The following is a 14662-nucleotide window of genomic DNA, read 5'->3' as shown; positions in this document are numbered from 1 at the left end:
GTTCAGCCGCCCATGTGCCCGACGGTCACCCAGCGGATGGCCCTCGCCACCAGCGAGGAGGATTTCTGCCCCGGGGCCTCCGGCGCGGATTCCGCCTCATCGACCGCGGTGCGCTCTTCGGCGCGGTATCCGGCCTGCTCAACGGCGTCGCAGAGGTCGGCGACGCTGATGTCGTGGCGGGCGTCGATGGTCGCGATCTTGGTGGAGATGTCCACCGCGGCGTGTACGCCGTCGATCTTGTTCAGCGTGTTCTCGACCCGGCGTGAACACGCCCCGCAGGACATGCCCGTCACGTCGAGTCGGACCCGTCTGGCACGTGATGTCTGGTCACTGTGTGCGGCTACGTCTGTCACTGCCATCCCTCACTGTCTTGTGGTGTCTGGTTGATAGGTCGTCGGACAACCGCGTCGAGTTCCCGACCATGCGTGGGCGAGCAGTGCCGGTATGGGCGGAGGTGTCGCCACGAGCTCACCGACGGTGTGGATTCCCAACGGCAGGACCGGGTATGTGGCCAGGTACTCCGAGTAGGAACGTCCACCGAGCCGCAATCCCAGGCCGATCCAGGCGTCGATCACCGACCAGCGCCGCGGATTGGCCTTCGCCCAGTCACTCTCATCCAGCCGGCTCTTCCATTCGTGGCTGTCGACTTCTTCGGAGGCAACCGTGCCGAGCAACTCGCGGTACACCACTGCCTGCCCACGCATCACATCGATCCCGCCGCCCAGCGCGTCGGGGCCGCCGAACTCGGGCAACCTGCAGAGAATGCTTCTCGCCGCCGCGCGGCCGGTGGTCACTTCTTCGGTCAGTTCTACCGCCGGATACGCGTCCAGCGCATGGCAGGCATCGGCGACCGACACCAGGATGTCGGCGGACCCGCGCAGCTGCTCGGGTGTCCCCAGAACGCGGGGCAGGCGCACGATCGTGAAGTCGAGCTCACGGTTTGCCCCGTCGACCGCCAATTCCGCGAGCGCTTTGGAGGCCGCGTACGGGTATGGCGCCTGACGCGGGTCGACCACCTCTGGTGCGCTGACAACTCCATTGACGACATACGTCGAAAGGTGCACCATTCTGGCGCCGGCAGCCGCGCACGTCGCGGCCATCGCTGCCACCAATTCCACATTGGCTGAACGCATTTCGCGGTACGGCACCACCACGTTGGTGTTCCCGATGCAGTTGACGAGGGTCCGGGCGCCGGTCTGCCGGACCAGCGTCCCCAACTCGGCGGGACCGAACCCGGGCCCGAGGCACTCGATCCGCACACCGGGTGTGTGGCGAAGCTGTGTCCAGACCCGGTCGACGGGCGGGGCCGACCGCATGGCCAGCACCACATCGGGCTGCCGTCCGGCTGACCGCGTCAGCTCCAGAATCTCCTCGGCGAACCCGGATCCCAGAACTCCGGACGCACCCAGAACCAGGATCGGTCCGGCACCCCGGGCCGAAGAGCGCACCGTGTTCGTCCGCTTGTCCGCGCGCCGCGTCGACAGTGCAGTGAAGTCACGTTCGATCTCGGTGCCGGTGACCCGATCCATCCACCCGTCGCTCACCGCCACGTCATCGACCAGGTTCGCCGCGGTATCGGCACTGATCAGGTCCAGAATCGACACCTGCCGACCGAGATATCTACGCGTATCGGGCAGGATCCGGACGAGGTCCAGCGACCCGATGCCCTCGTGCAGCAGCGATGCGCCGGGTGTGATCATCCGGCCGAGGTGGGCACTCCACATTCCGGCGAGGCCGGCCGCCCGCCCTCCCGTGGCGGGATCGACTCGCCCGTCCGGTTCTGAACCGAGCGACGTTGGCAGCCTTGCGGTGTCAATCTTCCCGTTGGGTTTTCTCGGGATGCTCACGACGCCCGAAATGGCGAAGGACGGGACCCGCGAATCCACCAGGACACTGCTGACACGGGTTGCCGCAGCGGGGTCTTCGTCGCCACCGCGCGTCCGGTGGGTCTCGAACCAGACACCCAGGCCGCCGTTGTGAAGCTCGACGGCGACGTCGACCACCTCCGGGTCAGCTGCGATGCGGCCGGCGATCGCAGCGGTGTCGACCCGCTTTCCCGAGATCTTGACGACCGCGTCCTTGCGGCCTGCGAACATCGGGTAACCGGCGCCGTCGACCGTTACCCGGTCGGCAGTCGCAAAGGCGCGGTGCCGCCGGCCGTCAGCGATAGTCACCGAGCCGAAACTGTCGCTGTCCACACCGAGATAGCCGCCGGTCACCATATCGCCCACCACCACGACTTCCCCGAATGCGATCACCACCGAGTTCGCAACGACGGGCTGTCCCAGCCGAAGGCGCGCATCGGGTTCGACCACCCGGCCACCGTCGACGATCGGCAGGTAGGTCACCACGACCGTGGTCTCTGTGGGGCCATAGCTCGACAACAGCGAGATGTTCTCGGTGCCTGCGGTATCGACCCATTTGTCGACGGCGATCGGACGGATGGGCTCACCACCGATCACAATCTGGCGTAGCCGGGAGCGGCCGACACCGGCGACGGCGTCGACGTCCTCGCACCACAGGTGCCACAGGGCGGTGGGGACATCCACGACGGTCACGCCGCAATTCATCAGGTCTCGGGTAAGCGCTTGCAGGTCACCGGTTTTCACCGCGTCCGAACGGACGAGTGCCGCCCCGGCCACAGCGGCACCGAATACCTCTTCGACGCTGATGTCCGATGTCAGCGGTGCGCATTGAAGGATGGTGTCGTCGGGTCCCCAGCCGTAGGCCCGGACCACTCCTGCACAGAACGTCGCGAGCGAACCATGGCTGACGTGCACGAGTTTGGGCTCCCCCGTCGATCCGGACGTGGGCATCACGTACGCGGCCCTGGTGGGAAGGAGCGGGTCGGCCGCCGCCTGTTCGACGCGAGCCTCGATCCGCCGACGGCGCTCCTCGCCGATCGGTCGCGGGATGTCCGCGGACTCGACGTCGACCATGTGGGCTGAGATGCCGTTGCCGCCTTCGATGATTCGTCGGGCCCGCGATTCCACCTGATCGTCGCGGTCGCAGACGCTGTAGCCACAGCCCACCAGATGGCACGCGATCAGCAGGTCGATGGCCTTGTCGGTGTCGTCGTCGGTGAACACCACCACATCGCCGGGCCTCACCTCGATGTCAAGCAGCCAGGCCATCCAGGAATCGACCTGGGGACGGCGTCGACATTGCGCAACGGACTCGGGCCGAAGGAGAAACCACGCGGATGCCTCCCGATCCGCGGGTTCGGATGCCCACGCACCCGAGGACAGCGACCCGTCACCGGCGGTCACACGCCATTCACCGACGGTCATCGCGATCGGAGAATCCCACATGGTCGTCATCGATCGCAGAGCCATCGCGATCCGGCCCGCCACGCCTGCACCATCCGCCCGTGCCAGACCGGGCCTGTTCCAGATGTTGAGGGTGAGCATGCGCCGTTGCTCATCGAGCACAGCCGCCACGGTCGTACCCTCGACCGGGCCGATGTGCGAGGTCACGGGTGCCTCGGCCAAGAACGGCGCCAGTTCTCGCGCACAAGGTTCACGCAGGAAATTGAGCGTCAGGGTTCTCACGGATGTCGTTCGGTTGATCGCCAGATACATTCGGCGGTAACGCTCTTCACGCAGCCAGCGGCGCCGGCTCGCCTTGACGTAGCCCCGGTCCACCGCGCGTACCACGTCCGCCACCGATGCGAACGGTGCGAACCGTATCGGCTGTGCCATCGAATTCACCAGGCACGTCGCGACATCGAGGTCGGGGTCACCGAAGCGGTTGTCGACCGCGTGCACCAGGAGGCTCTCGGTGGCGTGATGAACACTGGCATCCACCGCCGTGGCCGCCGCCGCGACGAGCACATTGAGCGGGATGTTCTCGCGGTCTGCCAGGTCAAGGATCTGGTCGTAGTCTTCCCCGCGGATCACGGTGGTTTCGATCAGGGTCCCCCGGCCGGCAGACGCGGGAGCGTCGGCGGCATGTCCGGGGCCGCCCTTTCCGGCGGCAGCAGTGAGCTCTTGCTGCACAACGGAGGTCAGCCGTTCGAGCGATTCGTCCACATGGCGTGCCTCGCGGCGGTGCGCGGTGACGACATCGTTCAGGCCGTCACGGACACAGTCGTCAGGGGGCGAGGCGCCGTCTGCCAGGAATCGCCCCAAGCGCGCTTCGATGATGCCGATCGCTCCGCCGTCGAGCAGAATGTGGTGCGCTTCGGCATCGAGGCCGCCCACCAGGCCGCTGCCGTCGACATACACGGTGTAGCGCGCCAATGGCTTTGCGAGAAGGCCGCGACCCCACTCGTCGGCCAGCGTGGCACCCTTGTCATCGCCGCACACCTGCACGATGTCATCGACGTCCAGTCGGGGGACGAGATCCGGGTATCCACCCGACCCGTGCGACGCCGACAGAACACAAGTGTGAACGGGAGTGGCGAGGATGGTCTTTCGCAGAGCGGTCAGGAACTGCGCCTGCGGTGTCGGCCGGAACCGGTAGCGCCTGCCGATCAGATACAGGCCGGGATCGTCGTCCTGCGAGACTCCGTTGTAGATGTTCTGCTGCGATCGGCTCAGCGGAATACGTTGTGCCTGTGTACCTTCAGACAGGTTCACCCAGTTTCTCCAACTCCTGCACCCAGCCCGCGATCGACAGGTGCTCCGCCAGTCGCCGCGGTACGTCCGATTCCCGATCGACGCCCAGTTGCTTCATCAACAGCACGAATCGAACCGAGTCCAGCCCGAGGTCCCTCAGGTCGGTCGCATCGCCCTCGACGAGATCCGATTCGTCGACATACAGCACCTCCGAGAGGGCCGCGAGCACTCTGCTCCTCAGCCGGTCAGCCACCGGCGACCGCACCTAGAGAGGTCCGCACGATCTTGCCGGACTGGGTTCGTGGGATCTCCTGGACGAACCTGATGGTCGACGGCCTGGCCATCGGCTCCGATTCCTGGCGGAAACGCGCTGCGATGGCATGTTTGAGTTTCCTGGCGGCTGTTTCATCCAGAGTCGTCGACGCGACCACAGCCAGCCCCACGAGTGCGCCGAACTCCCCGTCGGGGATCTCGTAACAGGCCGCCTCGTCGACGCCGTCAACCCGCTCGGCAATCCGATCGACCTCGTCGGGCGCGATGTTGACGCCCCCGGAGATGATCATCTCCGACGAGCGGCCCCTGATGTAGAAGAAACCGTCGTCGTGGCGGTCGAGAAGGTCTCCGGTGTTCACCCATCCCTCGACCAGTACTTCGGCGGTCCGCTCGGCGTTGCCCCAATACCCGAGCATGTTGGCCGGTGACTTGATCCACAGTGTGCCCGACGAGGCCGAATCGGCACCCGAACGCGTCGGCGGCCCGCTGCCGTCTCCGTCCAGATGAACCTCCACGCCGGGATAGGGCCGCCCTACCGCTCCCGCCTCGATCCTGGCGATCGAGTCCTCGTCTGTCGGGAGACACAGTGCGGTGCACCCTGTTTCGCTGAGTCCGTAGACTTGCGCGGTCCGAACACCGGCAGCCTCGACAACGCTCACATCGGAAGCGACGGCCCGGGATCCGCCGTAACCCACCATGCGTAGCGACGGCGGGACCGGTCTTCCGGTGGACCGGAGTTCGGACACCAGCCGGGTGAGCAGCGTGGGAACCAGGCAGGTCGTCGCGACATCGTTCGCGGTCAGGATCTCGGCGATGGACGCGGAATTCTCACCGCCGGTGATGCACAACCCGCCCTGCATCAGGCAGTTCAGGATCCACCACAGCCCACCAATGTGCGTCGCGGGCAACGGTGAGTACGTGGTCTCGCCGACGACCCAGTCGACCCAGGTCAATTGCTCGCGCTGCAGAATGTCGGCAACGGAGTAGAAGGTGCGATTGGCCAGCAACACCGCTTTCGGGGTGCCCGTGGTACCGCTGGTGAAGATCATCGCCAGCGGATCGTCCGTTCCTCCGACGGGAATGTCAGGCAATCGATCCGCGGCCGGATGGCCGGCGCGGTCGGCTGCACCGGCGACGATGTTGACGTCGAGGGCAGGGACCGACCGGAGTGAATCCGAGAGATCGGGGGTGTGCAGGCGGCAACCCGGAGCGACCAGAATCGCAGCGGGATCGGTGATCTCGCCGAACCGGTTCATGGTCGCCGCGGGCAGGCCGCCGTCCACCATCACGGCGACGGCCCCGACCCTTGCACAGGCCAACACCGACAGATAGGTCTCCGGGCCGTTGTCCGAGATGACGAACACCCGGCTTCCCCGCGCGACCGATCGGGAGCCGAGATCGGCTGCCAGTCTGTCCGCTTCGGCCATGAGATCTCGGTAGCGGATGACGCTGGATCCGTCGCAGCGTCGCAGGGCGATCGCATCGGGACGCTGTCTCGCGCGCTCGCTGATGCGTTCCAGCACCGTGGATGGTGGTTGTGCCATAGCTGTGAAGCCGCTCTCCGTACAGGTGTCAGGGGATGTTGAGTGCCGCCAGTTCCACTTCGCCGGATGCGGCCCCACCGTCTTCATCCCAGAACTCGACCGTGCAGGGAATCTTGAGATAGCGAATCGTCCGGTCGATGACCTCGAAGTCCTTGCACTGCAACCGTGCCGAGAACCTCTGGGACTTGATCGGGCGCTTGAACCGTGATGCCGTGGTCTTGATCAACATGCTGGGGAGTTGGTAGTTGAAGTAGTCCTCGATCGACCAGCCCCGGAATTCGGGTATCACTTCGTTGAGAATGGCCGGCGCGAATGCGCTGTACGCCAGTTGGTTGAAACACAGAACCCATTCGGCGGCGTTGAAGTGGCCGGTGTCGCGAATGTACGCGGGCTCTTTGATACTGAAATTCCCGATGGCCGACACGGAGGTCGCCGTGGCTTCGTATTCTGCGTCGAGGAGATAGCGGCACCCTTTGTAGGAGTAGGGTTCCAGAACCTTGACCAGCAGTTCTTCTGGGATCGGCACCATATCTGTGATGCCGTACCCACCCGTGACCACAGATAATGTCTCGGCGGTGCTCATGGTCATACTCCATATCCCGGTGTCTTGAGGCCGTCCAGCATGGTCAGCCGATGAGTGGTCAGAGTTCCTGGTGTCGTGCCGTGTTTCGCCCGGTGCATCAGAACCCGGTTGTCCCACAACACGACATCGCCGACCTCGTAGTGTTGGGTGTGGATGAACGGTGACGTGAATTCCGGATCGAGTTGTCCGGTGGCGGTCATGAGTTGTGCGAGAACTGCGGGATCAAGCAGGTTTCCGTGCGCGTCCTCGATCTTGGTGGTGCCCGACGCACAGATGTAGAGGATTTCCTGTCCGGTCTTCGGGTGCCGAATCACCGTCGGCCATTTGATGGGAGGCGTGGTCCCGGAGATCTCGTCCCAGACCTCGCCGATCGGCTTGTACACGTCATGCGGCCGAATCTTGATGTGACGCCGTGGATCATGGGTTGCGAACGTGCCACGAACCGGGTCACGCACGGCGTCCGGAAGGGACTCCCACACCTTGTTGAGGTCGATGAAGTAGGTCCCGCGGTCGCTTCCGGGCACTGCCAGCGGCACCACCATCGAGAATGCGAACGGCTCGGGCATGAACATGTAGTCGATGTGCCAGAAAGCTCCGGTCCGAGGCACGCCGTGCCCTTCCTCCGTCGAGGAGACGAAGATTTCCGGGTGGTCCTTGTGGTGATAGATGGGCTCGTAGTAGGTGACGACGTCGCCGACGATGCGGCCCAGCTTCAGGAACTCGTCGGGAGCGGGATGAACATCTTTCAGGACGACCAGTTTGTGCTGATAGACGATCTCGCGGATCTCTTCCCTGGTGAGGTCGTCGAGATTCCTGGGGTCGATTCCCGTGACTTGCGCCCCGAGCCCCTCGCCTTTCACATTCAACGTCATGTCTTCTCCTCGTGCGGCGCTGCCCTGCGCCGTTGTGCGACTGAAGGATTGGTCGAATCAAACCGGCTGAAAGTTCCCGCTATCCGCGTTGCTCGTCTGATTCGCACATCCAGGTGCCCGGAAGCATCGGGACCGATTCCCCGGCGCCGCCGCGCGCACGCTGCACCATCCCCGTGGCAGTTGCACTCGTGGCGACCGGTTCCGCCCCGGAAAAGCCAAGGGCAGTGGCCCCTTTGGCACTGAATGACGGTGACAAAGATGCGGCCGGGTCCGGGCCCTCCACCGCGGCGTCCACGGTGTCGGTGGAGGACAGAAACTCGTACCGGTAACTTCGGGCACGGGCCTGTTTCCGGCCCGCCCGCCTCCGGCGGCCGCGAGCGATCGCAGCTGCCCTCACCGAAGTGATGGTGGTGAGGGTATCCGCCACTACATCAGAGGATTTCGCGCCGGCCTTGGGCCCCGATGCCACAGCGGGCGGGTCCAGACCAGGCACGACGTAGCCCGCGAACGGAGAGCCTGCCGAAATCGTCACCCCGCTGCCGGCGGTTGCACCAGAGCCGGAACTTCCGCCCTGTGGAACTGCGCCCGCCATTCCGGACGGGCCCAACGCCGCGCCGGCACCGGAGGTCGGGGTGATGCGGCGGTCAGCGTTGACCTCGACGGAAGCGGGTGACACTCCGGGCGGTGGCACCTTGCCCTGTAGGAGCGCCAGTGCGCTCAGCGCGCTGAGGGCACTGAGCGCAGGTGCGAAGAACGGCAGCAGCAGTAGCGAATACGAGGCGTAGTACGGATACCAGAGCATGTCGTACAGCACCAGCGCGATGATCGCGAGGATGGCGGCCTCGGCCGGGTTGAATCCCAGTTGCTCGAAGAGCTGTTGAAACGTCTCGAGAAGTTGTTCGGGATTGCCTGCACCTGAGATGAGCTCGGAGATCAGCCTCCAGATGTCGCTCAGGGGCTGGTTGTCCGCGGTTGAGCCCGCCGTGTTCTGCTGCTCGCTTCGTGCTTCACCTCCCGGCGCCAGGATCGGCGGGGCCGGCTGGGACGACGGGACCGCCGCGGATGCGCTCGCCGCAATCGCCTGGTAGGTCATCATCACTTCCGCGGCCTGCAGCCACATCCGCACGTAATCGGCTTCATTGAGGGCGATCGGTATGGTGTTGATGCCGAAGAAGTTGGTGGCCAGGAGCGCCCCGTGGGTGACGTGATTGACGGCGAGTTCGGCCAGGGTGGGCATGGCCGCCAGCGCGCTGCCGTACGCAGCCGCGACCGTCTCGTGCTGCGCGGCGGTGACGGCACTGTCGGCTGACGCCTTTTCCAGCCATGTCAGGTAGGGGCCATGGGCGGCCACGTACTGTGCGGCGGTGGGCCCCTCCCAGCTGCTTACTTGCACGTCAGCCAGGATCTGTGTGAGTTCGGCTGCTGCCGCGCTGTATTGGATGCTCAGCGCGTCCCACTGAGCGGCTGCGGCGAGAAGAGACCCGGGACCCGGACCCACGCTCAACTGGGCAGAATGCACCTCGGGGGGCACCGCCAGCCAGATCGGGGCAGTCACGTCATCACCTCCTCGCACGAGAGTTGTCCTCGAGCTAGTCGGTCGCGACCAACGGAAAGTTCCCCAGATATCGCGATCACCTGTCAACCGGGGCAACGACTCTCGACACCGCAGCGCAGGTACACCGCGAATCGGCCGGCAGGTACGGTCGTGCCATGCCAGTCGTCGACGCTCGTCATCTGACCGCGATATCCGAGACCGCGCTCTTGACTCTGCACCAGAGAGCCACCGAGGCGGCCCGGCCCGACGGCATCATCGAGGACCCGATGGCGATCACGCTGCACGAGGCCCTCGGCTATGACTACGACAACTTCGGCCGGACCCACCAGGCCACCGCCCTACGGGCCGTGGCCTTCGACACCGCCTCTCGCCGATACCTTCAGGCACACCCTCGCGCGACGGTGGTCGCCCTTGCCGAGGGGCTGCAGACCAGCTTCTGGCGCCTCGACAACGGTGAGGTGAACTGGCTTTCAGTGGACCTGGAGCCCATCGTCCGGCTTCGCCTGCAGTTGCTCCCGTCGTCGGACAGGCTCCACTACCTGGCACAATCCGCATTCGACCACTCGTGGATGGATCAGGTCGACGCCGCAGGCGGTGTGCTCATCACCGCCGAGGGGTTGTTCCAGTACCTGGAGCAGGATGCGGTGTTCGATCTCATCGCCACCTGTGCCGCCAGGTTCCCCGGCGGGCAGCTGATCTTCGACAGCGTCCCACGATTTCTGAGCTGGTACTCACAACGGCGCGGCATCAGGCTCAGCAGTCAGTACACCGCGCCACCCATGCCGTTTTCATTCACCGCCGACCGGTACGACGAGTTACGCGCCATTCCCGGCGTGCTCGCGGTGCGCGAGCTCGAAATGCCGGCGGGCCGGGGCAAGATATTGTCGCGCGCCGCGGGCCTCGTCTACCGGTCGCGTTCACTCGAGCGTTTCCGCGCGCCCACCAACCTCATCGAATTCGGTTGATGTAGCGGACAAGTCAGCCGAGCGTGGGGCTTGTGCACGGAAATCGATCCGATCGCGTGCACAAGGCCCACAGCCGGCAACTCGAAAGACCTACGCGACACCGATCAGCGCGGCCCGAGCCAACACCTCTTCGGCTTTCTTCACATGAGCGGCGTCGACGAGTACGCCCTCGACGCCGACGGCACCGCGGCCCGCCGCCTCGGCCTCCCGGTACGCCGCGACATTGCGGTGCGCCAGCGCGATCTCCTCGGCCGATGGAGCGAACACCTCGTTCGCGATCGGGACCTGGCTGGGATGGATGGCCCATTTTCCGGTGTAGCCGTAGAGCGACGACCTGCGCGCCTCGGCCTCGTATCCGGCCACATCCGCGTAATCCGGGTACGGCGAGTCGATGGCGTCGATACCGGCAATTCGTGCCGCGACCATGATCTTGTTGCGGGCGTAGGCCCAGAAGTCGCCCGGGTACTCACCCATCGGCACGAAGTTGGTGTCCACCCGCGCCCCCTGGGATAACGAGAAGTCGCCGACGCCGAAGATCACCGCGTCCAATCGCGGGCTGGCGCGCACGATCTCCTCGGCGTTGGCCAGCCCCTCGACTTCCTCGATCAACACCTCGAGCCGAATCTTGCGCTCGAGTCCGAGCTTTTCCTCCAGCTGGGTGAGCAGCAGGTCGACCCACCAGACATCTTTGGCGGTACGGGCTTTTGGGATCACAATGGTGTCGAGTTGAGCTCCGGCGTGAGTCACCACGTCGATGATGTCGTCGTGGCACCACGGCGTGTCGAGGCCGTTGATCCGGACGGCCCGCGCAGTCCGTCCCCAGTCGAGTTCGGTCAGCGCACGGATGGCCTTGGCGCGTGATTCCACCTTGAGCCCTACCGGGGTGGCGTCCTCGAGATCGAGGAACACCAGGTCCGCGCCACAGGTGACACCCTTGACGAACATGTGATCGTTGCAGGCGGGCAGGGCAAGCTCGGAACGGCGGACAAGATCGGTCATGGTATTCGTATTCCTTTGTTTCACTGAGAGTTACAGCACGCCGCGGGCGCACAGATCATCGAGTTCTTCAGCTGTCAGGCCAAGGAGCTGGTGGTATACCTCGGTATTGTGTTCACCGAGGCGAGGGCCCAGCGATTCCACCTTCCCGGCGTGCTCCGAGAACCGCGGGACCGGGGCCTGCACCGTCATGGCGCCGAGCTCGCTGTCGGACACCGAGACGAACACTTCGCGGTGACGCAGTTGTTCGTCGGCTACGAGTTGGGTGATGTCGTAGACGGGTGCCGCGGCCACCTCGGCGGCGTCGAACACCGCCATCGCCTCCGACAGAGTGTGCGCGGCCACCCATTCAGCGACAACAGCGTCCACCTCGGCGGCGCGGGCCAGCCGACGTTGCGGATCGGAGAAGTCGGCGTCGGACACCAGATCGTCGCGGCCGATGGCCCGAAACACCCTCAGCGCCAATGCCGGTGAGCTACCCGACATCGCGAGCCAGCGTCCGTCGGAGGTTCGGTAAGTGTTCCGCGGCGCTGAGATGTCCCAGCGGTTGCCGGTTCGGCGCGGAACAATTCCGAGCTGGTCATAGCCGAGCAGGTTCTGTTCCAGCAGTCGCGCCAGCGGGTCGACGAGATTGATGTCGATCAACTGCCCGCCGGCACCGTGCACGTCTCGGTGATAGAGCGCCATCATCACGGCATAGGCGGCGTTGAGGGAGGCCACCCCATCGGCCAGCATGAACGGCGGCAACGTCGGCGGTCCCTCGGCTTCGCCTGTCACGTGGGCGAATCCGCTCATTGCCTCACCCAGCGTCCCGAATCCTGGCCGCTCGCTCTTGGGTCCGGTCAGCCCATACCCGGTGATGTGCAGCATTACGATGCGGTCGTTGAGGGCACGCAAAGACTCGTAGTCCAGACCCCATTTGGCCAGCGTCTGCGGCCTGGTGTTGACGATGACGACATCTGACTTCTCGGCCAGACGCCGGACCAGGTCCTGCCCTTCAGCGAGACGCAGATTCGCGGTTACCGATTTCTTGTTGCGGGACACTGACTTCCACATCAGCCCGACGCCGTCGCGCTGGTTGCCCCAGGTTCGAATGGGGTCGCCCTGACCCGGCTGCTCGACCTTGATGACATCGGCGCCGAACTCACCCAAGTAGGTTGCCGCCAGGGGCGCCGCCGCCAGGGTGGCCAGGTCGAGCACCCGGACGCCACTGAGCATGCCGCCCATCTATGACGCCGACCCGGTCAGGGTGCCGGCCGGCCGATCCAGCCCCAGGTGATCGCGCAGTGTACTTCCGGTGTAGGCGGTACGGAACAATCCACGGTGCTGCAGCTCCGGAACCACCATCCGTACGATGTCCTCATAGGACCCTGGGGAATGCGTTGCAGCCATGACGAATCCGTCGCAGGCACCGCTGGTGAACCACTCCTCCATCTGGTCGGCCACTTGCCTGCCGGTGCCGACGAAGCGGGGACCTTGCAGCAGGGTGGCGCGGTGACCGGCCAGGTCGCGCACGGTCACGGTGTCCCCGCCGATATGGGTGCGCAGGTTCTGCACGAGTCCACGGATACCTGAGGCTGACGCGATCAGCTCGTCGGTGACCGGATCGTCGAGGTCGTGCTGAGCGAAGTCGTAGTTCATCAGCTCCGACAGGAGAGTCAGCGACGCCATCGGGTCCACCAGGTCGTTGAGGAACATGTCCTCACGTTCCTTGGCGTGGGACTCGCTTTCCCCCACCACCGCATAGGCCATCGGGCAGATCCGAACTGACGCCGGATCGCGGCCGGCGTCGGCGATGCGCGCTTTCTGATCGGCGTAGTGCGACCGCGCGACGTCGATACCCGGGTCCCCGGTGAAGATGAGATCGGCCCAACGCGAAGCGAATTCACGGCCACGCCCCGACGAGCCCGCCTGGAGAATCACGGGGCGGCCCTGGGGTGTGCGCGGCACGGTCAGCGGGCCGCGCGACGAGAAGTAGGGACCGACATGGCCGAGCTCGTGCACCTTGCTCGGGTCGGCGTAGTGTCCGGAAGCCCGATTGTGCTGGATCGCGCCGTCCTCCCAGGTGTCCCAGAGGCCGGCGACCACGTCGAGAAACTCATCGGCGCGGTTGTAGCGCTCGTCGTGACCAAGGTGGGTGTCGAGGCCGAAATTCTGCGCCTCGCTGTCGTTGACCGAGGTGACCACGTTCCAGGCCGCGCGGCCGCGGGAGAGGTGGTCCAGCGTCGCGAATGTCCGGGCGACGTGAAAAGGGGCGTAGTACGTGGTCGAGTAGGTAGCGCCCAACCCGATATGCGAGGTGGTCTGTGCCAGTACTCCGAGGATCACGCTCAGATCGAGCTTGACCGGACGAGCTCCGTAACGCACCGCCTCCGCCACCGAGCCCCCATAGATCCCGGGCATCGCCAGCCGGTCGTCGAAGAACATCAGGTCGAAGCAACCCTCTTCGAGCTGCCTGCCGATCTTCGCGTAGTACGACGCGTCGAGATAACTGTGTTCGGTCGCGGGGTGACGCCATGAGCCGGCGTACACAGAAGTGCTCCCTGCCTGCATGAACGCCACGAGAGACATTTGATCGGAACGCATAATTGGAATCTAACATCTGATATATCAGATATCAAGGGTACCGTACGTCCTGCCGGTACGCTGCACGAATGACGTCGCCGTTGGACATCTCGGGCACCGTGCGTGAACGCGCGGCCCGCGAGCTGCGCGACCGGATCATCACCGGAACCTTGGCTCCAGGGACCCGCATCGACCTGGATGCCATCACCGAGGAGTTCGCCACCAGCCGGACCCCTGTGCGCGAGGCCCTCCTCGAGCTCTCCTTCGAAGGGCTGGTCCGCGTCGCACCACGCAGCGGGATCACCGTGATCGGCGTCAACTCAGACGACGTCACCGACAGCTTCACCATCCTGGGCGTCCTCACCGGCCAGGCCGCGGCCTGGGCCGCCCAGCGAATCACCGCCGACGAACTCGCGCGTTTGCGCGAACTGGCTGCCGATGTCGCCCAGCGGTCAGGCGTGGACAGCATCGGCGAGGCCAACTGGCTGTTCCATCAGGAGATCCACCGGGCCGCGCACTCCCCTCGGTTGCTGACCCAGATCCGGCAGGCCGCGCGGGTGGTGCCGTCCAACTTCCTGACCGTCTTTCCCGAGCATGAAAAGCACTCGCTCGACGAACATGAGCAGCTGCTGGATGCGTTGGAGGCCAAGGACGCCGAGGCCGCCCGGACCATCGCCGAACGCCACGTCCTGGAGGCAGGGCGCTCGTTGGCGACCTGGCTGGATGCTCAGGCCGCCACGAGCTGAACCA

General features: G+C 65.2%; 12 protein-coding genes. 2 read left to right on the top strand and 10 right to left on the bottom strand.

What is annotated here, in order from left to right:
• Nucleotides 1-2: 2 nt before the first annotated feature.
• The 7 genes from ACNQR1_RS14325 to ACNQR1_RS14295 form a co-directional block, all read right to left on the bottom strand.
• Nucleotides 3-353 (bottom strand): cation transporter, encoded by a 351-nt coding sequence (locus ACNQR1_RS14325; RefSeq protein ID WP_418046888.1) that lies wholly within the window; start codon nt 351-353, stop codon nt 3-5.
• A 9-nt stretch (nt 354-362) separates the two neighbouring features.
• Nucleotides 363-4580: an AMP-binding protein gene (locus tag ACNQR1_RS14320; protein WP_418046887.1), complete on the bottom strand. Its 4218-nt coding sequence runs from the start codon at nt 4578-4580 to the stop codon at nt 363-365.
• On the bottom strand, nt 4567-4800 hold the full coding sequence (locus ACNQR1_RS14315) for an acyl carrier protein (RefSeq protein WP_418050365.1): 234 nt from the start codon (nt 4798-4800) through the stop codon (nt 4567-4569). Before ACNQR1_RS14315 ends, ACNQR1_RS14320 begins: the two co-directional genes overlap by 14 nt.
• A gap of 4 nt (nt 4801-4804) precedes the next feature.
• On the bottom strand, nt 4805-6376 hold the full coding sequence (fadD10, locus tag ACNQR1_RS14310; RefSeq protein ID WP_418046886.1) for a fatty acid--CoA ligase FadD10: 1572 nt from the start codon (nt 6374-6376) through the stop codon (nt 4805-4807).
• A 28-nt stretch (nt 6377-6404) separates the two neighbouring features.
• Nucleotides 6405-6959: an FcoT family thioesterase gene (locus ACNQR1_RS14305; protein ID WP_418046885.1), complete on the bottom strand. Its 555-nt coding sequence runs from the start codon at nt 6957-6959 to the stop codon at nt 6405-6407.
• 2 nt (nt 6960-6961) lie between these two features.
• Nucleotides 6962-7831, bottom strand: coding sequence for a TauD/TfdA dioxygenase family protein (locus ACNQR1_RS14300; protein ID WP_418046884.1), 870 nt, complete (start codon nt 7829-7831; stop codon nt 6962-6964).
• A 79-nt stretch (nt 7832-7910) separates the two neighbouring features.
• Nucleotides 7911-9386: a PPE domain-containing protein gene (locus tag ACNQR1_RS14295; RefSeq protein ID WP_418046883.1), complete on the bottom strand. Its 1476-nt coding sequence runs from the start codon at nt 9384-9386 to the stop codon at nt 7911-7913.
• A gap of 155 nt (nt 9387-9541) precedes the next feature.
• Between ACNQR1_RS14295 and ACNQR1_RS14290 the strand changes: the two genes are divergently transcribed.
• On the top strand, nt 9542-10351 hold the full coding sequence (locus tag ACNQR1_RS14290) for a class I SAM-dependent methyltransferase (RefSeq protein ID WP_418046882.1): 810 nt from the start codon (nt 9542-9544) through the stop codon (nt 10349-10351).
• A gap of 90 nt (nt 10352-10441) precedes the next feature.
• On the opposite strand, the gene ACNQR1_RS14285 is transcribed toward ACNQR1_RS14290, so the two are convergent.
• From ACNQR1_RS14285 to ACNQR1_RS14275, 3 genes are read right to left on the bottom strand one after another with little or no spacing between them, the layout of a single operon-like run.
• Complete coding sequence (locus ACNQR1_RS14285) at nt 10442-11350, bottom strand: HpcH/HpaI aldolase/citrate lyase family protein (RefSeq protein ID WP_418046881.1); 909 nt, start codon at nt 11348-11350, stop codon at nt 10442-10444.
• A gap of 30 nt (nt 11351-11380) precedes the next feature.
• Entirely contained in the window at nt 11381-12565 is a 1185-nt protein-coding gene (locus ACNQR1_RS14280) for a CaiB/BaiF CoA transferase family protein (RefSeq protein WP_418046880.1), read from the bottom strand.
• Between the two features lie 9 nt (nt 12566-12574).
• Complete coding sequence (locus ACNQR1_RS14275) at nt 12575-13933, bottom strand: LLM class flavin-dependent oxidoreductase (protein ID WP_418046879.1); 1359 nt, start codon at nt 13931-13933, stop codon at nt 12575-12577.
• Nucleotides 13934-14001: 68 nt separating this feature from the next.
• Here ACNQR1_RS14275 and ACNQR1_RS14270 point away from each other — a divergent pair, with 68 nt between their 5' ends.
• The gene (locus ACNQR1_RS14270) at nt 14002-14658 is read left to right on the top strand and encodes a GntR family transcriptional regulator (RefSeq protein ID WP_418046878.1); all 657 of its coding nucleotides are present in this window, start codon (nt 14002-14004) and stop codon (nt 14656-14658) included.
• The last annotated feature ends 4 nt before the right edge of the window (nt 14659-14662 follow it).

Origin of the sequence: Mycobacterium sp. 48b (genome assembly GCF_048282725.1) — a bacterium.
Classification (GTDB): domain Bacteria; phylum Actinomycetota; class Actinomycetes; order Mycobacteriales; family Mycobacteriaceae; genus Mycobacterium.
Note: the sequence above shows the minus strand (reverse complement) of the source record. Positions and strands in the feature narration are given on the sequence as shown.